The sequence below is a fragment of the Marinobacter sp. NP-4(2019) genome (assembly GCF_003994855.1).
In the GTDB taxonomy this organism is placed as follows: Bacteria; Pseudomonadota; Gammaproteobacteria; order Pseudomonadales; family Oleiphilaceae; genus Marinobacter.
Genome location: NZ_CP034142.1, coordinates 1,651,978 through 1,670,628 on the forward strand (window position 1 = coordinate 1,651,978; position 18,651 = coordinate 1,670,628).

Annotated in this window: 18 protein-coding genes and 1 tRNA gene; 10 read left to right on the forward strand and 9 right to left on the reverse strand. The window is 58.4% G+C overall.

From position 1 onward, the window contains the following. The first annotated feature begins 26 nt into the window (after window positions 1–26). Window positions 27–103 (forward strand) — tRNA-Met (locus EHN06_RS07530). Here EHN06_RS07530 and EHN06_RS07535 read toward each other — a convergent pair. Beyond that, on the reverse strand, window positions 104–415 hold the full coding sequence (locus tag EHN06_RS07535; protein WP_127331625.1) for a hypothetical protein: 312 nt from the start codon (window positions 413–415) through the stop codon (window positions 104–106). It lies immediately after the preceding tRNA gene. 324 nt (window positions 416–739) lie between these two features. Here EHN06_RS07535 and EHN06_RS07540 point away from each other — a divergent pair, with 324 nt between their 5' ends. Then, on the forward strand, window positions 740–976 hold the full coding sequence (locus EHN06_RS07540; RefSeq protein ID WP_228257433.1) for a fibronectin type III domain-containing protein: 237 nt from the start codon (window positions 740–742) through the stop codon (window positions 974–976). A 14-nt stretch (window positions 977–990) separates the two neighbouring features. On the opposite strand, the gene EHN06_RS07545 is transcribed toward EHN06_RS07540, so the two are convergent. From EHN06_RS07545 to EHN06_RS07560, 4 genes are all read right to left on the reverse strand, one after another. Continuing rightward, window positions 991–3,570, reverse strand: coding sequence for a CHASE2 domain-containing protein (locus tag EHN06_RS07545; protein ID WP_127331627.1), 2,580 nt, complete (start codon window positions 3,568–3,570; stop codon window positions 991–993). A gap of 33 nt (window positions 3,571–3,603) precedes the next feature. Then, window positions 3,604–5,250, reverse strand: coding sequence for a FecR domain-containing protein (locus tag EHN06_RS07550; protein ID WP_127331629.1), 1,647 nt, complete (start codon window positions 5,248–5,250; stop codon window positions 3,604–3,606). A gap of 1 nt (window position 5,251) precedes the next feature. Then, window positions 5,252–5,977, reverse strand: a complete 726-nt coding sequence (locus tag EHN06_RS07555; RefSeq protein WP_127331631.1) for a response regulator transcription factor — start codon at window positions 5,975–5,977, stop codon at window positions 5,252–5,254. Window positions 5,978–6,070: 93 nt separating this feature from the next. After that, window positions 6,071–8,239: a DNA topoisomerase 3 gene (locus tag EHN06_RS07560; RefSeq protein WP_127331633.1), complete on the reverse strand. Its 2,169-nt coding sequence runs from the start codon at window positions 8,237–8,239 to the stop codon at window positions 6,071–6,073. A 116-nt stretch (window positions 8,240–8,355) separates the two neighbouring features. On the opposite strand from EHN06_RS07560, the gene EHN06_RS07565 reads away from it, so the two are divergent. Both EHN06_RS07565 and EHN06_RS07570 read left to right on the forward strand, forming a co-directional pair. Further along, the gene (locus EHN06_RS07565; RefSeq protein ID WP_127331635.1) at window positions 8,356–8,700 is read left to right on the forward strand and encodes a BolA family protein; all 345 of its coding nucleotides are present in this window, start codon (window positions 8,356–8,358) and stop codon (window positions 8,698–8,700) included. Beyond that, complete coding sequence (locus EHN06_RS07570) at window positions 8,697–9,320, forward strand: L-threonylcarbamoyladenylate synthase (RefSeq protein ID WP_127331637.1); 624 nt, start codon at window positions 8,697–8,699, stop codon at window positions 9,318–9,320. Before EHN06_RS07565 ends, EHN06_RS07570 begins: the two co-directional genes overlap by 4 nt. Window positions 9,321–9,366: 46 nt before the next feature. On the opposite strand, the gene EHN06_RS07575 is transcribed toward EHN06_RS07570, so the two are convergent. Continuing rightward, window positions 9,367–10,029, reverse strand: coding sequence for a hypothetical protein (locus EHN06_RS07575; protein WP_127331639.1), 663 nt, complete (start codon window positions 10,027–10,029; stop codon window positions 9,367–9,369). A 176-nt stretch (window positions 10,030–10,205) separates the two neighbouring features. Between EHN06_RS07575 and EHN06_RS07580 the strand changes: the two genes are divergently transcribed. The 3 genes from EHN06_RS07580 (at window position 10,206) to EHN06_RS07590 (ending at window position 15,132) form a co-directional block, all read left to right on the forward strand. Continuing rightward, window positions 10,206–11,357, forward strand: a complete 1,152-nt coding sequence (locus EHN06_RS07580) for a metallophosphoesterase family protein (protein ID WP_127331641.1) — start codon at window positions 10,206–10,208, stop codon at window positions 11,355–11,357. After that, window positions 11,354–13,996 carry an AAA family ATPase gene (locus tag EHN06_RS07585; protein ID WP_127331643.1) on the forward strand — a complete coding sequence of 881 codons (2,643 nt, stop codon included), beginning with the start codon at window positions 11,354–11,356 and terminating at the stop codon, window positions 13,994–13,996. Before EHN06_RS07580 ends, EHN06_RS07585 begins: the two co-directional genes overlap by 4 nt. A gap of 200 nt (window positions 13,997–14,196) precedes the next feature. Then, the gene (locus EHN06_RS07590) at window positions 14,197–15,132 is read left to right on the forward strand and encodes a hypothetical protein (protein WP_127331645.1); all 936 of its coding nucleotides are present in this window, start codon (window positions 14,197–14,199) and stop codon (window positions 15,130–15,132) included. A 50-nt stretch (window positions 15,133–15,182) separates the two neighbouring features. Here EHN06_RS07590 and EHN06_RS07595 read toward each other — a convergent pair whose 3' ends face one another. Continuing rightward, on the reverse strand, window positions 15,183–15,410 hold the full coding sequence (locus tag EHN06_RS07595; RefSeq protein ID WP_127331647.1) for a helix-turn-helix domain-containing protein: 228 nt from the start codon (window positions 15,408–15,410) through the stop codon (window positions 15,183–15,185). Between the two features lie 58 nt (window positions 15,411–15,468). Here EHN06_RS07595 and EHN06_RS07600 point away from each other — a divergent pair, with 58 nt between their 5' ends. The 3 genes from EHN06_RS07600 (at window position 15,469) to EHN06_RS07610 (ending at window position 17,116) form a co-directional block, all read left to right on the forward strand. Beyond that, entirely contained in the window at window positions 15,469–15,882 is a 414-nt protein-coding gene (locus EHN06_RS07600) for a hypothetical protein (RefSeq protein ID WP_127331649.1), read from the forward strand. A 98-nt stretch (window positions 15,883–15,980) separates the two neighbouring features. Continuing rightward, a complete protein-coding gene (locus tag EHN06_RS21755; protein WP_416332551.1) occupies window positions 15,981–16,409 on the forward strand; it encodes a plastocyanin/azurin family copper-binding protein in 429 nt (142 codons plus the stop codon). Next, window positions 16,406–17,116 (forward strand): RNA polymerase sigma factor, encoded by a 711-nt coding sequence (locus EHN06_RS07610; RefSeq protein WP_127331653.1) that lies wholly within the window; start codon window positions 16,406–16,408, stop codon window positions 17,114–17,116. Before EHN06_RS21755 ends, EHN06_RS07610 begins: the two co-directional genes overlap by 4 nt. 208 nt (window positions 17,117–17,324) lie before the next feature. Here the strand turns inward: EHN06_RS07610 and EHN06_RS07615 are convergent, their stop codons facing one another. Both EHN06_RS07615 and EHN06_RS07620 read right to left on the reverse strand, forming a co-directional pair. Continuing rightward, the gene (locus tag EHN06_RS07615; RefSeq protein ID WP_228257434.1) at window positions 17,325–17,684 is read right to left on the reverse strand and encodes a hypothetical protein; all 360 of its coding nucleotides are present in this window, start codon (window positions 17,682–17,684) and stop codon (window positions 17,325–17,327) included. 132 nt (window positions 17,685–17,816) lie between these two features. Continuing rightward, window positions 17,817–18,491: a spermidine synthase gene (locus tag EHN06_RS07620; RefSeq protein WP_127331655.1), complete on the reverse strand. Its 675-nt coding sequence runs from the start codon at window positions 18,489–18,491 to the stop codon at window positions 17,817–17,819. Window positions 18,492–18,651 lie beyond the last annotated feature (160 nt).

Here is an 18,651-nt window from a genome sequence, read left to right on the forward strand (position 1 = left end):
GGTTCCCCGATAAACAACCAGTTTGATGCGGGGTGGAGCAGTCTGGTAGCTCGTCGGGCTCATAACCCGAAGGTCGTTGGTTCGAATCCAGCCCCCGCTACCACTATTGAAGTAAGGCCAGGGTGAAGCTGGCCTTACTGCTTTTGAGCAGGGGCTTTTGAGTCGCCAACTCTCTATCGGCACTGCGTGCCGCATTGTTGGCGCCGCGAACGCATGATCGCGTCCGCTCCCCGCTACCACCATTGAAATGAGCCGGCCAATGCGCCGGCTTTTTCATGTCTGGTGTAACATTTCTGTTGTTGTTTTCCAGATTTTTTGTCGCTTTTTCTAATACTTTCTTCCGATCCCTCTGTTTCGATTTTTGTCGAATAGGCAAAAAAATTGCCCGAAATATCAGCATCTTCCTGTATGTCATTACTGCAACCTGACGAAAAATTGACCATTTCGTAATTAGGATTCTGGCGTCCTTCCCTTGATACTTGCACGCGTTTTAAACAATTCCATTAATTTGACGAAAAAACGGTGCAAATATCACATGAAACGCGTCATTAAAATGTCAAAGGCATGGATTGCCGCGTTGTTTATTGGAGTTATCCTTACAGGCTGTGGGGGTGGCTCATCCGAAGGGAGTGCAGGTAGTTCCGTTAAAAATGGTTCTCCGGAGTCAGGTAGTGCTTCCGCATCCAACGTTGTCGGAGAGTCTGGTGACAGGACCGCAGGGCTAAGCTGGAATGCGCCAATGACTCGGGTTAATGACGAATCCCTGGCGATGGGGGAATTGTCCGGTTACATCATCAGTTACGGTAAGGACCCCGAGAACCTGACCGAAAAGGTACGCATTGATAGTGCGGACACCATGGAGTACACCGTCACCAATCTGGATAATGGCACCTGGTACTTCACTATCCAGGTGGAAGATGTTGACGGGCTGATCAGCGAGCCTTCCCAACCCGTCAGCAAGACGATCCAGGGGTAACCTGAAGGGCTTGCTCAGGAATGGCCAAGGGGGTTGGTGACCGGCAGTTTGAGAGTAAATGCCGAGCCTTCCCCGATCTCTGAAGAGACACTGATCTCACCCCGATGTTTTTCCACCACCACATTCACAAATGATAGCCCCAGGCCGGTGCCGTGGATTCCGGACAGCTCACTGCTCTTCTGCCGGCGGTACCGGTCAAACAGGTGCGGCAGCTCTTCCGGTGCAATACCGCTGCCTTCATCGCTGACGGTCAGGCACGCCTGGTGGCCGGCAAGAAATACCTGGATGTTGACTGTGGAGCCTCTGGGGCTGTACTGAACCGCATTGGTCAGCAGGTTGATAACGGCTCGCTCCAGCAGTTCCGCATTACCTCTGAGCCAGAGATCTTCCGTACCCTGTAACACCAGCTGTATGCCTTTTTCCGCCGCCTGTTCGCTGACGCTGTCACGGGCATTTTCAACGATGGCCAGGAACTCGCATTCGTAGAACCGGGTTTCGGTCAGCTGTTCGGCCCGGGCCAACTGCACAAACTCCTCCGCCAGGTGATAGCTGCGGCGCGCCAGTCGACCGAGCTGCTCCAGTTGGGCCGGTTCAATTTGTCCGGGGTTGCGCTTCAGCTGCTCGATCAGGGCCAGTTGGGACACCAGGGGTGACCTGACATCGTGGGAAATAAAGTCGATGGCTTCGCGGTGCTGTCGTTGCTGCTCCCGTAGCTCCGAGATATCGGAGATATTGGCAATGATGCCGCTCTGGTGGCTTTCGGGCAGCGAGAATGGCGCAAAATGAATCAGGAAATCCTTTTCGCGGATGCGCAGATCCACCGTCCGGCTCTGATTCAGGGTGAGTGTCTCCGAAACGGTTTCGTGCCAGGGCGGGGTCTCCCGGGGATCGTGGCCTTCCAGCAAACGGGTCAGGGGAAGTCCGCTGAGGCTGGGCATGGGTTCCTGAAACCATTCCTCAATATGTCCGTTGGCAAAACGAATCACACCCAGTTCATCGGTCACGATGATACCGTCAGGCATCCGTTCAAAGCTGCGTCGGATAAACTTCTGCATATTGTTCATGCGTTCCGTGGCAACCCTGACCCGTTCGATCCGGGCGGAAACATTTTCCCTGGGTTGCGCGGGCCTGAGGCCGGTATCCTCCGATGCCAGTGAGAGCCTGCGCAAATAACGCTGAATCGCTTCCCGGCTGATATCATTCGGCAGCAATAAACCGAGGGTGTAATCCCTGCCGTAACGCCGCAGGCTGAGCCAGCTCTGATTGCTGGCGTGAGTCCATCGCCCCTGCTCCAGTGTGGGGATGTCGTCTGCTGTCAGCCGGCAGGCGGTATACACCTCGTTCCCTTCAGACAGCCACCAACCTTCCGGTTGCAGCAGTGCCCGGAAGTGTTCCAGTAATTGGGTGGGATGGCGCCGGGAGGGCTCCGGCAGGTGGACTTGTGGGCCGCGGGCCAGGTCATCCAGCTGGCGGTTGAGAAAGCGGTTGGTCATGGCCAGTCTCAGGCCGCTGGAGAGCGGGAACGCCAGTAAGGGCATCAGCAGGGCATGGGATACCGGTAGCCACAGTTCCGCACCGTACAACAGGGCTGTGTGGCCGATGATCACCGCGACCGCAATGGCCAGGCACAGACCCAGAGTTCTTGCCGGCCGCATTCTCGGTAAAAGCAGTGACAACAGTGCAATTGCCAGTACCGCAATAGCCAGCGATGCCTCCTCTGGGAGCGCCCTGATCAGCTCATCGCTGACAAGGGCGGAGTAGGTGTTGGCATGAAATTCAACCCCGGGCATGGGGCGATTGAGGCCTGAAAAGGGGGTTGGCAGGATGTCGCCGAACCCCGGGGCGGTGGCCCCGACGAAAATGGTCTTGCCTTCGAATAATCCCGGGCTGGAAGGCGCTGACAGCACCTCTGCATAGGAGTAGGTCGGCAGGGTTCCGGCTCCACCTGCCATGGGCACCGCGCGATAATGTTTGCGTACGTTCATGAAGGCGGGAGGGGCATCACTGCCGCTCGGGGCGGCGATGTTCCCGTGTCGTTCTGAGGCCGCCAGTGCCAGACTGGGCCACAATTGTTCGCCAAGGCCATTAAGCAGGTATAGCCCTCTTGCCACACCGTCCTCGTCAAGCTCTACGTGGGCGTGGCCAAGCTCTGATGCAGCGGCTGCCAGAGAACTGGTCGGTAACTGTTCGCTGATCAGGTAGTTATGGGACGGTGGTGACAGGTATAGGGGGAGCACTACTCTGCCATGCTGCGTCATGGCCGCTGCCAGGGTCGGGTCTTCGGCCGAAGGTTCGGGAAACAGGATGTCGAAAACGATGGTTTCCGCTCCGGCTTCATCCAGCTTTTCTATCAGTCTGGCATGGGTGTCCCGGGGCCAGGGCCATCGCCCAAGGTGATCCAGGCTCTTTTCATCAATGGCGACGATGACGACATCGTCGTTGACTGGCGCAGGGGTGGAGGTGATCTGGGTGTCGTAAAGCCAATAATCAAGGCGCTGGGGGAGCGTGGTTGCCTGCAGGAGTAGCAAAATGGCAAGCAAAGGAAGGCCCAGGGTCAGGGGTGTCGTTTTTATTGGCATCCAGTCCAGTGTCATGGGCCCTGCTGTCAGATGTGTGAGTCAGTCGGATTATTCCAAATACAGTTCCCTCCCGGGTCCCCAGCGACTTGCCAGAGGGCCATCAGAAAGAGCTTTCAGGCGCACAAAATACCGTCTTCCGGGAATCAGGCGCAAGGCTGCAGTGGTTTCAGACAGCGTTGCTTCCTTGATGATATTGGAAAACCCGGGCTCTTCCGAGAGCTGAAGGCGATAATCCGATGCGGTATCAACCTTCTCCCAGAATACACGAACCTGGCTGTCGACGTAGTTGACGCTGATAATCCTGACTGGCGGCAAGGTGCCGTTGACGGTGAATTCCCGGGGGGCACTGGTGGCTACCGAGTTGCCTCCCGCTTCGCTGACCACTCGCCAGTAGTAGGTTCCCGGCGTCAGTGGTCTGGACGGGAGTGCCTGTTTGTCCGGCGCCCACTCGCTGGTGGCGACCAGACGGCGGAAGGTGTCGTCCTCGGCAATTTCTATGCGGGCCACTTCGTTGCTGCCCGTCAGTTCCCAGCGGAATTCGGGCATGTCGTCATTCACGGTGGCGCCTGCTTCCGGAGCCAGTAGCTCTGCCGCCCGGGCCCGGAGATCCACTTCAGCCTCGACTACGCCGGGCATACCGGCCACGCCCCGACTGTTCAGGGCGGCCAGGTGGATTTCATAGTTGCCGTTGTCCAACTGGCTGAGACTGTACCGGGTGCCGCTGACTTTGCGGCTTTCGACCCAGCGACCGGACTCCGCTTCGAAAATGTCGAGCCGGTGACCCATGGCGCCGCTGGGTTGCCAGCTCAGCTCCGTTGGCAGGCTGGTGATTTGTGGCGGCAGGGGATTCAGTTCCGGTGCCGGTGGCAGCCGGTGGATGCTGAGACTGCCGCTGGCCGCTGTGGATACGCTGGCACTGTAACCGGCCGGGATATCCCGGGTTTTTCCCCGGGGGCCAAAATTAACCGCCCCTTCGGTCACCTGGAGGCGGGTCGTGCCCGGTTCCGCCTGCATGGCGAAAACGGTGCCGCGTACAGCGGCGACTGCCGAGGGCGTTTCAATTTCAAACCGGGCACCGCCTTCAATGACGGGCTTGACCTTGGTGTGTACCTCTCCGTGATCGAGCCGCAATCGGGTGTCGACCATTCCGGACTTTCCGTACTGGGTCAGGCGGTTAAAGATCAGTCGGGAATTCGGAGAGATGCGCACCTGTGAACCATCGGCAAGCTCAACGGTGGCACTGCCAGCGCCGGAGATGATTTCATCGCCCACCCGTACCAGTGTGTCGGCCGTCAGGGTACGCTTCCTGCCGTCGTTGCCGGAGATATGCTGGACCTGGCCGGATAGGGTCACAACCCGGGCAGGGTCAGGTTGACGCTGTAACCAGGGCAAAGGAATGCGCAGGGCATCGCCTTCGCCAATGGCTGCGGCGTTATCGATGTTATTGTACTGGAGCAGGCGATTGGCGTGGACTGTCCTGGACAGCAGTGCTTTGGCCACTTCACCAAAGCTCTCGCCCGGTCTTAGGGTATAGACCCATTCAGGCGTGGCCTTGGTTTCCTGTCCCGGGGCAGCCGACGCATGGGAGCCGCGAGTGATGGACAGCTCAGCCTGCGCGGGCATGGCCAGCGCCAGAAATGCCAGCGCTGACACAGCTGTATGCCTTGTCAACAGACGGGCGAAGCGGTACTTCATATCAGACCTGATCCGATACCGGCGCCGCGTCTTCGGTTGCGTTGGCGGTCATTGCCTCGAGCCGGTAGCCACGCTGATAAATGGTCTTGATCCGGAAGCCATTTTCCGGGTTCAGGCCCAGTCGCCTGCGAAGTCGGCTCATGTGGGTGTCTACTGTACGGGTATTGATGTCCCTCGCCAGGCCCCAGACACGCTCCAGCAACATTTCGCGGGTCAGCAGGCGCCCCTGGTTCTGGAACAGGAACAGCGTCAGATCAAAATCCTTGTCGGTGAGGGTCAGTAGCTCGCCATGCAGGATGATGGTGCGCTGCTGGGTATTGATCTCGAACGGGCCGTATCGAAGCACCTCTTTCTCGTTGTCCGGATTGGTGCGGCGGGCCAGGGCATTGATCCGCGCGACCAGTTCCGCTTCCCGGGCTGGTTTGGAAAGGTAGTCGTCGGCGCCTGCATCCAACGCTCGAACGATGTCCGCTTCACTGTCCCGTTGGGTCAGGAAGACAACGGGAATGGGCCAGTTCAGTTGAGCGCGTACGTTCTCAAGCACTTCGATGCCGGTCATATCAGGGATCTGCCAGTCGAGAATAAGCAGATCGTAGCTGCGGTGCAGTACCGCGCTCAGGAAAGACTGGCCAGATGGAAAACTGTCACAGTAGTGCCCACGCTCTGAAAGAATGGACTGAATGTGCTGTGCCTGTTCATGTTCGTCTTCAAGCAGAGCGATGCGCATCAAGCGTCTCCAGAGACTGTTCTATCCATTGTGTTGAGTCTGTTTTTTATTTCCGGCTTATTATCACAGAAGGCCGGCTGGTCTTCAGTATCGTTATGTAGTATTGCGTAAACGAATGGCCGGTGTTCCATTGTCGTCGTCAACTGTTTGTCGGCAGGCAGGAAAATTACTGCAGCCCCAGAACCAGCCTTTTTTTCCTTTACGCCTCACCAGTGGCGAGAAACAGTGGGGGCAGGGAATGGGTTTCTGGCTGGTACCGTCAGAAGGCGCATGGTCTTCCAGCGGGCGCGTGCCGTTGCAGTCCGGAAAGCGGGTGCAGGCCCAGAACCGGCCGAATTTGCCATCCCGTTCACGCATGGCGGTGCGGCATTTGGGGCAGTGGGGCGGGGCTGGTTGATCGGTCTCCGGTTCTCCCGGTGTGCCCATGGGCGCATTGACGAAGCCCCGGATCTGTTCTTTTAGCGTCTCCAGGAACTTTCTCGGATCACCTTCTCCGCGCCGGATGGTTTCCAGCGTGGCTTCCCAGACCGCGGTCATATCCGGTTTACTGACCGTTTCCGGTAGCGCGCCAATCAGCGCCTTGCCCTTGCTCGTTGCCTTTATGTGGCGGCTGTCACGGTACAGGTAGTCGCGTTTGAACAGGGTATCGATAATGGCCGCACGCGTCGCCTCGGTGCCCAGGCCGTCGGTTTCACGCAGGGTTTTGCGTAATTCCGCACCGGTGACAAAGCGGGCGATATTGGTCATCGCGGACAGCAGTGTGGCGTCGGTGAAATGCTGGGGCGGCTGGGTTTTCCGTTCTTTGATGTCAGTGCGGTCGCACAGTACCGGCTCGCCTTTCTCCAGTCGTGGCAGCGGCGCCTTTTGCGGTTCCTGTCGGCCTTCCCGGAGCCGGATCTCCAGGGTTTTCCAGCCGGGCGTCAGCACCGCGGTTTCCGTGGCGCGGAATCGATGTTCGCCAATGGTAACGGTCAGCCGGCCTTCCCGGTGAACCGCGTCGGCACTGAACTGCATCAGGTAGTACCGGCTGATCAGCCCGTAGATTTTTTCTTCCGCCGTCGTCAGCTTGCCATTCGCGGCCGATCGGCTGGTCGGGATTATGGCGTGGTGGGCGTCGACCTGCTTGTCATTCCAGGCGGCGGTGCGCCGGGACAGGTCCGCCTGCTCGCAGGCCGGGGCCAGTTCCGGTGACACCTTGCCGATAGCCCGGACTACGCCTTCCCGCTGTCCGAAATGGCCCTCCGGGAGGTAGCGGCAATCGGACCTTGGATAGGTAATCAGTTGATGCCGTTCATACAGGTTCTGAGCGGTATCGAGTACATCCTTGGCTCCCATGCGAAACAACCGGCCGGCCTCAATCTGCAGGGCGGACAGTGACAACGGGAGTGGGGGCGCTTCGTTCCGGTCACGGAAGCGGGACTCGGTAATGCGGCCTGGGCGGCCTTCCACGGCAGCGGCAATCTGTTCTGCTGTGGCCTTGTCCAGCAACCGGTCTTCTTCGTCCAGATGTTCACGAAAAGCCTCGTCCGCAAGCCAGCGGGCAGTGAAGGGTGCCGGATCACTGTCCGCTTCCAGCCCGTGACAGGTCGCTTCAATGCGGTAGTAGGGCTTGGGTTCAAAGTTCTCGATGGTGTTATCACGTTCCACCACCAGGCCGAGTACCGGCGTTTGTACCCGACCCACCGAATAAACACCTTGCTGCCCCTGCTGTTGGTAACTGAGGGTGTAGAAACGGGTCAGGTTGATGCCATACAGCCAGTCGGCCCGTTGTCTGGCCAGGGCCGAGTGCGACAGCCGGCGATACTCCCGGTTGTCTTTCGGTGTCTGGATGGCTTTGGCAACGGCTGCGGGCGTCAGATCGTTGATCAGTATGCGCTGGACCGGGCAGGTGGCGCCGAAATAACGGATGACCTCGTCGACCAGCAACTGGCCTTCGCGGTCGGGGTCACCGGCATGGATGATCGTATCGGCCTGGCGAATCAGGGATTCCAGCACCTTGAGCTGCTGGCGAACGCTGTCCTTGGGGGTGACTTCCCAGCGCTCGGGGACCAGGGGCAGGTCTTCCTGGCGCCACTTCTTCCAGCGCGGGTCATACTGTGCCGGCTCCGCCGGTTCCAACAGGTGGCCAATGCACCAACTGACAGTGACTGCCTCGTCGCCCTGGCCACAGCGAATCCAGCCCGGGCCTTTCTGGTGCGGCGCGGGTAGGGCGGCAGCGATGGCGCGGCCAAGACTGGGTTTTTCGGCGATGTACAGATGCATGGCGTTGGGTGCGTTCGGATTGGGAGGGGAAGATGGCCTTTTGGCATGGGTGTGTCAAGGTTCTTGCCCACTGTAGTATGCTTCGGGTTATGGAAAGTTAAGGAGTTACAACGGTTATGAAGATTCAGAACGCAATCGAAGAAAAGCTGTCCCGGGCTTTTGCGGTAAGCCACCTGCAGGTGGAAAACGAAAGCCACAAGCACAGTGTGCCGCCGAACTCCGAAACCCACTTCAAGGTGACCCTGGTGTCAGCGGATTTCGATGGACAGATGAAGGTGAAAAGGCACCAGGCGATCTATAAGGTGTTGGCGGATGAACTGGCGGGTGAGGTTCATGCGCTGGCCCTGCATCTATACTCTCCCCAGGAGTGGGTGGATTCCGGCCAGTCAGCGCCGGAGTCACCGAATTGTATGGGCGGCTCCAAAAAGGATCCGGCCATGACGTCAGGAGAGAATCAATGAGCCAGTTTTTCCAGATTCACCCGGAGACGCCACAGAAGCGGCTGATCAAGCAGGCGGTGGACATTCTTCGTAGTGGGGGCGTGATTGTCTATCCCACGGATTCAGCCTATGCCATTGGTTGTCACCTCGGGGACAAGCAGGCGGCAGATCGCATCAAGCGTATTCGCAAGCTGGATGACAAGCACAATTTCACCCTGATGTGCCGGGATCTGTCGGACATCGGTGTGTATGCCAAGGTAGGCAACACCCAGTACCGCTTGCTCAAAACCTTCACGCCGGGCCCCTATACGTTCATTCTGGATGCCACCAGCGAAGTGCCGCGCCGATTGCTGCATCCCAAGCGTCGGACCATCGGGCTGCGGGTGCCGGATAACCCCATCGTACAGGCATTGCTGGGCGAGCTGGGCGAGCCAATCATGAGCAGCACCCTGATCCTGCCGGGGGAAACCGATCCGATGACGGATCCCTACGAAATCCGGGAAACCCTTGAACATGAACTGGATCTGATCATTGACGGTGGTTTCTGTGGCCTTGAGGCGACTACGGTGGTGAATATGACCGATGACGTGCCGCAGGTCACCCGGACCGGTAAAGGGGACCCGGCTCCGTTCCAGGTCTGATCAAAGCAGGGCCGGACGATCGGCCATGCTTGATTCCGGGGCCACCTCAGGCGCGGGTATTGAAGCTGAAAGCATAGTGGTTGCGCTGGCCGGCAGCTTCTACCTGCTCCGCACCAACGGATTTACGCAGGGTGTCGTAGCGGTGCACCAGGTCCTGCAGGCCGTTGAACTGCTGGTTATCGCTGACCAGCGTATCCAGCAGGGAGTTGTTGACGCCGTAGGCCTTGTTCAGTTTGAGCGCATTGTCCACGAAGTGCAGGGTAGGCTCATTGACGCTCAGGCGGTTGAAGGCTTCGCGAAAGCCCTTGTTGTGGTTCAGATCCTGTTCAATCTGCCCGCGTTTTGCCTCCGGCAGTTTTCCGTCTACCTGAACATTTCCGCTGTCGTCCCTGGTGACGTTGATGGCCGTTGCCGGGTGCATGCCATATTCGGCAAGTTTGTGCCGCAGGGTCTCCCGCACAAAGGCAAGGTCCTGCCCCACGGTCTGCTTGTAGTCGGTGACCGACAGCTTCCTGGATTTCAGTGCGGCCAGGTCCGGGTTCTCCGGCGCGGAGCGGGTAAACCGATCATCGGTTGGCGATGCTGGCTGCTCTGGCGCCGCCGGGCCAGAGGTTTTTCCCGCCTGTTTCTCACCGGCTGCCTCAGGGCGCTTTTCCAACGCGGTCTGGAATTGGGTGCTGGCTTTGATCAGTGATGTAAGCAGCGACACGGCTGACTTCCTCCCATCGTCACGACGGACCTGTGACAAAATTCGAACGTATGACTGGATGTCTGCACAAATCGGGCCAATCGAGTCATCGAGGCCGGCGGCTGAACGGTTCACTAACCCGCCATTTGAACGTAGAGTTAGCAGCCTGGTTTGTTGATCCATTGAAAAGGAATGTCATGCCCCGTTTTCTTCATACCGCAGATTGGCAGATGGGCCGCTACTACAGCCGCTTTGATAATGACGATGCGGTCGCACTGGCGGAAGCCCGGTATACCGCCATTGAACGGGTGGCCAGACTGGCCAGCGATGAGCAATGCGATGCGGTTCTGGTGGCGGGGGACGTCTTCGATGCCCAGACGGTGGCGGACCGTACCATTCGGCGAGTGTTCAACGCCATGTCCGGCTTCTCCGGCCCCTGGGTGATGCTGCCCGGCAACCACGATGCCGCCCTGGCGGAAAGCGTGTGGACCCGTGCCCGACGCCTGAACGCAGTGCCTGACAATGTTCACCTGGCGCTGGAACCGGGCGTTGTTGAGCTGAAAGAGCAAGGACTGGCCATTCTTGCCGCCCCGCTTACCCAACGCCATACCCACAGTGACCTGACCGAGAGCTTTGATCATCTGGAAACATCCCCGGAACTGGTGCGCGTCGGGCTGGCCCACGGCAGTGTCCAGGGGGTGCTGGCGGACGATATCGATTCGGCCAACCCGATTGCCGCCGACCGGGCCGAGCAGGCAAACCTGGATTATCTTGCCCTGGGTGACTGGCACGGCGTGAAACAGATCAACGCCCGTACCTGGTACAGCGGTACCCCGGAACCGGAGCGTTTCCGCAACAACGAGGCCGGCGTGGCGCTGGTGGTAGACATTGCCGGGCCAGGGGCGGACCCGGAGGTTAGCTGTCATCGCATTGGTCAGTTCGAGTGGGTGCAGTGGCGGGAACACCTCAGCGTGGCCACCGATCTGGACGAACTGCTGCAGAGGCTCGAGGAGTTACCGGCGCCGGCGGTGGTTGATATACGGCTGTCCGGTGAGGTCGACCTGGCGGGGGAGCAGAAACTTCTCCGTGCCCTTTCCGTAGCGGAGGCCCGGCACCGGAGCGTGCAGTGCGACCGCAGCCAACTGGCGCTGCAACCCACCGACGACGACATTGCCGAACTCAAGGCGGATGGCTATCTGGGCGAAGTCATTGGTGAGCTCAGAGAAAAACAGGAAAGTGACGATGACGATCAGGCCACCCTCTCACGGGACGCCCTGGCAATTCTGACCAGCCTGTTACGGGATCGTATTGAACCGGTGTCCGAGAGCGGCGGGGAGGGCCATTCATGAAGCTACAGCGCCTGCGCATAGAACAGTTGCGACAGTTCCGGCAGCCCATCGAGCTGGCTGATCTGGGGCCCGGCCTCAATCTTGTTCATGGCCCCAATGAATCGGGCAAGAGCACCCTGGTGCGAGCCATTCGCGCCGCCTTCTTTGAGCGCCACCGATCCAGCAGTGTGGATGACCTCAGACCCTGGGGAGATTCGTCCGCAGCTCCGTCCGTGGAGCTGGACTTCGAATGCCAGGGCGACCAGTGGCAGCTCAGGAAACGCTTCCTGCAAAAGAAACGCTGTGACCTGCAGGTGGCCGGGGAAAGCTACTCTGGAGAGGAAGCGGAAGACAAACTGGCGGGCCTGCTCGGTTTCCAGTTCGCCCCCCGGGGCGCCAGCCAGGATAAGCACTGGGGCATTCCGGGCCTGTTATGGGTGGAGCAGGGCAGCGGGCAGAATGTTCACGATGCCGTTGCCTACGCCGGCGATCACCTGAAATCAGCCCTGAACAGCCTGCTGGGCGAAGTGGCCAGCAGCGGCGGGGATGATGTTATCCAGCAGGTGCAGGCCCAGCGCGCTGAATTGCTGACAGCCACCGGTAAGCCCCGGGGCGACTACGCCCGTCTGGGCGACGAGCAGGGTAAACTGGCGGCCGAACTGACGGAACTGGACGAGCGGGTGGTGCACTACCAGTCCATGGTTGACCGGTTGGGGGAGCTGCGCGAGCGTTATCAGCGCAACGAGCAGGAGCGCCCCTGGGAATCAGCGCGCCAGAATTACCAGAAGGCAGAGAACCGCTTCCGGGAGATCGAACAGTGGCAACAGGAGCAGAAGCAGGAGCAGCAGGCGCTGGACGACTGCCGGCAGAATCTCAAGCTTCTGCGACGGCAACAGCAGCAATCACAGCTCGCCGCCCGCAAGCTGACCGAACGTGAGCAGGTGCTGGCACACTGCAAGGAAACCGTGACTACCCTGAACACCCGCGAAGAGCAGGTGACCGTTGCCCAGCAGCACGCCCGGAAGGCCTACGACAAGGCCCGACAACAGGTGCGGGTGGCGAAGGAACAGGAACAACGCAACCGCCTTGAAAGTGATATTGCGCAGTTGCGGCAACACCTGGAAACCTTGGGTAAAAACCTGGAGAAGGCCCGTGTCTACCAAGTGGAACTTCAGGAAACCCGCAACCAGCAACAGGCCAACCCCCTGGACCTGCAGGCTCTGGAAACCCTGCGTAACACCCAGCGCCTGTTGGAACAGGAGCGGGTTCGCTCGCAGACCATCGCTACCCGGTTGCATTACGCCCTCAAGAGTGGCCAGGCACTGACGCTGAACGGCGAATCCCTCAAAGGAGAAGGTGACGCGCTGTTACTGGAAGCCACCACCCTGGCATTGCCAGGCATCGGCGAACTGACCATCACCCCCGGCGGCGATGACCTTGCCCGGGTTCAGCGCCAGCTGGAGCGGCTGCAGGAAAGCTACGACAGCCAACTCAAAGCCATGAAAGTGGAATCCCCCGAACAGGCGGGCAAGCTGGCGGAGCAACAGGCGCAACGGAAGGAAGCCATCCAGCGACTGGAGGCCTTATTGGCATCCATCGCCCCCCAAGGGGTGGATGTGTTGGAGAGCCAGCAGCAGGAGCTTGCCGGGCGGCTGGAACGGCTGCAATCCGAACAGAAGGCGCTGTCGGATAGTCCGGGGGAGCCGGTGTCCCTGACCAGTGCGGAAGCGGCACTGGAGCTGGCCGAACAGCAACTGCGGGAGGCGGATGGCAACCTGCAGGAACACAACAAGCAACTGTTTGCCGCCACCCAGGCGTTGGAGAATGCCCAGTTGGAATGGCGGCAGTTGAAGGACGAACTGGAGAACCCGGAGCGCCAGGCGGCCGAGCAATCCCTCCAGACGCAAATTGCCGAGACCGGGGAACGGGAAGCGCGCTTGCAACAATCCGTCAGCAAACGGCAGGAACAGATTGACGAGGCCCGCCCGGAATTGCTGCAACAGGACATGGCCCGCTTCAAGGCCAGTGCCGAACAGCTGGAACGCAGTCACCAGCAGGAAGCGCTGGAGCTGACCAGCCTTGAAAGCAAGCTGGAAAGTCAGGGTGCCGAAGGGCTGGAAGAGCAAAGGGAAGAGCTGGCGGCGCGGTTTGTACATGTAAATCGCCGCTATACCGAGCTTCATCGCCGTGCGCAGGCACTGGATCTGCTACTCACGCTCTTGCAGGAAAAGCGCCAGGCTCTGACCCGCCGTCTCCAGGCGCCGCTGCAAAAACACCTGAACCACTACCTTGGCGTGCTGTTCCCCAAGGCGAGCCTGGACGTGGACGACAACCTGATGCCCGGCCAGTTGACCCGTGCCGGTCAGCAGGGCAATGAAACCGGAGATGTCCTGGAACTGAGCTTCGGCGCCCGGGAACAGATGGGGCTGATCAGCCGCCTGGCCTACGCGGATCTGCTAAAGGAAGCCGGTCGCCCGACCCTGATCATTCTGGACGATACCCTGGTGCACAGCGATCGCCAGCGTCTGGATCAGATGAAGCGCATTCTGTTTGACGCCGCCAGCCGGCATCAGGTGCTGCTGTTCACCTGCCATCCGGAAAACTGGCAGGATCTGGGCGTTGCCCCACGGGATCTGGAAGCGTTGAAAACCGCAGACTGAATAATCGTCAAATCTTGCAAAATATTGCCGAAATTTTGTCGTATGAACTACGCTCAGTTACAGGTGTATCGATTACGTAACAGGTGGCGCTTTGGCTAGCCACCAGTAAGCGAACGAGATCAGGAAGACGCGAAAGGAAGTCGGGTGAAACCTCACGGTTCACCTGTTCGCGCCGGCCGCTAAAAAAGGGAGTATTTGCCGTGGTCAGAACAACAGCTGCCGGAACTCTGGCATTCGTATGCGCGTGGGGTTTGAGCGCCTGTGGTGGCGGAGGCGGTGGAAGTAGTAGCAACGATGAAACGCCAACTGAAAAGCCCTCCAGTGCTTCCATATCCGTTGATCCTGATGGTTACGCAGAGAAACAGGTGACCATCGCCAGCGAGGAAGATACGAACGCAATTCTTATACTGTACGACGACGCGGAAAACGCCTACCTGTTGGCGGAGGAAGTGGATACTGCGGTTACTTCGCGGTCACCCGATGTCTCGGGCAATGAACTGACCTACGAGTGTGACAACACCGGTAAAGTCGTCATCACAGTGAACAGCGATGATGTCAGTGACGACGAACGCTGGCGATTCGACAACTGCGAACTGAACACACCGACATTTGGTCGTATTGTCCTCAACGGCGATTATTTCTACGTCAACGAAGTCTTGAGCGATGGCCATGCCGGCTTTCAGGTTTTTGATTTGACCGGGACCGTCATCGCCAGTGGCGAGGACATTGTCGCCAAGGGGCTGGATGAGTGGGAGATCACTGAGAGTGGCGGCGTGCGGACTGAAACCTATCAGACCGACGCGCTGGAGTTCATTCTTGGCAATGACTATTTCGCCATCGCCAATGCGTTGACCACGATTGAGGCGGACAATTCAGGGGTGAGTATTTCGCTTGCGTCCAAGCTCATTGGTTCAGCGATTGGTGGGTATATTGAAATCTCCACTGAAAAGTCGGTGTATGTCGCGTCAGGAGACAGTTGTCCGCAAAGCGGGATTATCAGGCTAGATGGGGACGGCGGTACATTTGCTGAGGTCAGGTATCTGGATGACACAGGCACCGGTCATGTAGCTGAGATTACGTACAGTAACACCAGTGAAGTAGTGACGTATGACAGCTGCGATTCACTGATTTTCTGACAAAAGCCCTGACCGCGGGTGAAGAGGATACCCTTCGCCCGCGGTCTCTTCTAAGCAACCTCCCCCGAACACCACCCCAACGTCTCAGACGGGCACTCGCCAAACAGCTGCTTATAATCGGCGGAAAACTGGCTGTGATGATAAAAGCCATTGAATGCCGCAATATCCGATACGGATTGCGCACCTTCCTCACGCAACATGCGCCAGACCCGGTTCAGCCTGCTGATCCCCTGGTCGTCAGATTGTTTAAAAGAACCAGAAACCTTTTTGTTCCTCATGCATCTGTATTAACGAGAGCCACGGGATTAATTCCCAATAACGACCAGAGGAACTGACATGTTTAAAACGATTGCGATCACTATTGGTTTATTTGTTGTATCTGTTGCGTTTGCGCATGATGAAAGCGCGGTAGATCAAATGCCGCCGGATAAACCTTATGTGCAGGTCAGTAATGTACTCCCGCTGCCTGAATTCATTTCCGGTTTGGGGACGTTGTTTGTGGACCCTGAAACACTCCCTGCCGGTCCATTCCTGGGGTATGACCGCGACGGGAAGCTGTCCGCGACAATCTTCATGACCCCTCTGGAGGCGCTGGAAAATGGCACCGCCTACGATGACCTCAGCGTAGGCGCACACAACGTTACGTCGGTGGATGTGTATTACAACGCCGGACACCCTGGTGTTGATGAACCGCATGCTCACGTGGTTCTCTTCCACGATGAAGATGCGAAGCAAAGGCTGGCTAAATGACTTTATCCCGGCGGGATCTGTTGATTGCTTCAGGCAGTGCCCTGGTAGCGATCAAATGTCCAGTGTTAGCGTCCAGCCGGAACGAAGTGCTGATTGCGATGCGAGGTACAGCGAGAGGAGAGCGGGTCTGGTTTGACCCGCTCGGAGTTGCGGTCTCTCCTGGGACAACACTGCGGTTCATAAACCTGGATCCCACTAACTCCCACACAGTGACGGCTTACCATCCGCAGCTATTTGGACGGGAGCTTCGGATACCGAAGAGCGCCGCCCCTTTCGATAGTGGCTACTTGCTGCCTCGCGGTCGCTTCGAGCTTACGCTCGTAGTACCCGGAGTCTACGATTTTTACTGCCTGCCGCACGAAGCCGCGGCTATGGTGGGGCGTATCGTTGTCGGAAAACCGGGCGATGATGGGTGGGATGACACAGCGATTAAAGCGGGAGGAGTAACAGAAAAGGCTGAAGACATATTGCCCTCAGTCAGGGATATACTGACCGAGGGTAGGGTTAACGTCCGGGGGCAAACATGAACATCTCCGCAGAAAAATCAGACGCCAACAGCGTAGACAGTAACGTCCCGGAAAATCAGCTTGTTGACTTGGCGCGCAAAGGACATGAGAACGCCATAAGGGAAATTATCCGGCGTATGAACCCCCGGCTTTTCAGAATTGCCAGAGGCATCGTTGATAACGATTCCGAGGCGGAAGAGGTTGTTCAGGAGACGTATCTCATTGCGTTTACCCGAATCGATGAGTTCCGGGGTGAAGCAAAGTTGGCGACCTGGATTACCCGTATCGCGTTAAATGCCGCAAAAATGCGACTACGGAAAGTCCGGCCAACCGAGGAGTATGATTCGGTAAATGAACCACTGGATCCCGGTGTTTCGGTGGTCGCCTTCCCGGGCTCCAGGGTATCGAGTCCCGAAAGTGAACATGGGCGCGCCCAATTCCGCGAATTTTTGGAGTCCGCAGTCTCGCAGCTTCCAGGTCACCTGAGGCTTACCTTCGTATTGCGCGAAGCAGAAGGAATGTCCGTAGCGGCTATCGCTGAAGACCTGGGGATAAGCGCGGTAACCGTCAAAACCCGGCTATTTCGGGCACGCCGACATCTCAAGCGAATACTGGAGGCGAGGATTAAAGGAGGTTTTGACTCGGTATTTCCCTTTGACGGGGTTCGCTGTGCGAGGATGGCCGATTCTGTTGTTGAAATTGTGAAGCTGCCCCATGAGACAGCTTGAGACCACTTACGGATAGAGGGCTATCGGCAGCTAATCAGAGGGTTCGTACCGTTTTAACGTGTCGGGATTGGAGAAACGACTTCGCCTCCTGAAGTTGCTGCGGGCTGGATGCATGAACGGCCACCACATACTTGCCCTCGCGTAGTGCGGATTGCGTCTTGATCAGATAGGGCGTGTGATCCGGGCGGACCGTAACCGCACCTGCAAGCTACAGTCCGAATACTGCTCCGAATGCGGTGAAAACGGAAGCAGCAACCACCGTATTCTGGGCAATAAGCCCGATGCCAGAGGCGTTCAGCACGAGAAACAGGAAAAACCCGGCAACGGCGCCCGCAATGCCCAGCCCGATATGGGACCGTACCAGCGTGCGCCAGATGCCCTGGTCTTCAGGTTCCAGCTCCTCTCCGTGATGCCGGTCATTGGGGCTGAGCACCATGACCTGTTTGTCCGTCAGGCTTGTGTTTTCCCAAAGGGCTTTCGCCACGCCCCTGGCGTCCGTTTCCGCCTCAAAGACTGCGGCTATTTTGTGGTCTTCATGCTCACCGGTCAGACTCATTGAAGGTTTCATTGGAATACCTCCTGAGTGTCGCAGTGGATTAACAGGGCACGCCGGAGCATTACCCCTTACTCACAAACCTACAACACATAAACCTGTATTTCGAATGACCGTCTGGCAATGCGGCGACCATGATGAGCCTGGTTACCAGGCCAGCCAGATAACATGACGTGCGCCTTTACCCGGGCGCAGGGCTCGCACCGTGACTGGTTCTACCGAAAACCCGGCGCGACGGAGCCGTTCGGTAAAGGCGTGCTCCGGGCCGGCGGACCAATAGGCCAGGATACCGTCGGGGCGCAGGGACTTCTGGGCGGCGGCGATGCCGGCGGGGGAATAAATCCAGTTGTTTTCCTTACGGGTCAGCCCCTCCGGGCCGTTGTCCACATCCAGCAGAATGGCATCCCAGTCGCCATCGCCATCCCTTAGCAACTCTGCGACGTCACCAACGTGAACGCTGGCCCTGGGATCGTTCAGCGGATACCCCGCTGCCGCCCCTAATGGTCCCCGGTTCCAGGTTTCCACTTCGGGCACCAGTTCAGCCACCATTACCCGGGCGTCGTCGTTCAGCGCTGACAGCGCCGCCGCCAGTGTAAAACCCATGCCCAGCCCGCCAATCAGCACGCGGGGCTCCGGTTGCCCGGCGATACGCTCACAGGCAAGCGTTGCCAGGGCGTCTTCCGAACCGTGCAACCGGCTGTTCATCAGTTCACCGGTGGTGCCGGCAATCTTGATGGAGAATTCGTCGTTGCGTTGCAACAGGCGCAGTTGGGTTCCGTTGCCGGGAATGGTAGCGGTGCCGATTTCGTTGAAGCGGGCCATTTGGGGTTCCGGGTGAAGGGTTGGGCTCGCATCATAACCTGTGGAGCCCCGGTTGGCCGAATACAAAGATGAGCAGTCAACCGGCGTTAACCAAATGACTCAGATGGTTGAGGCGTTGTATCCTCAAAGCCAGCCCGAAAAACGGCAATCAGAGTGGTCC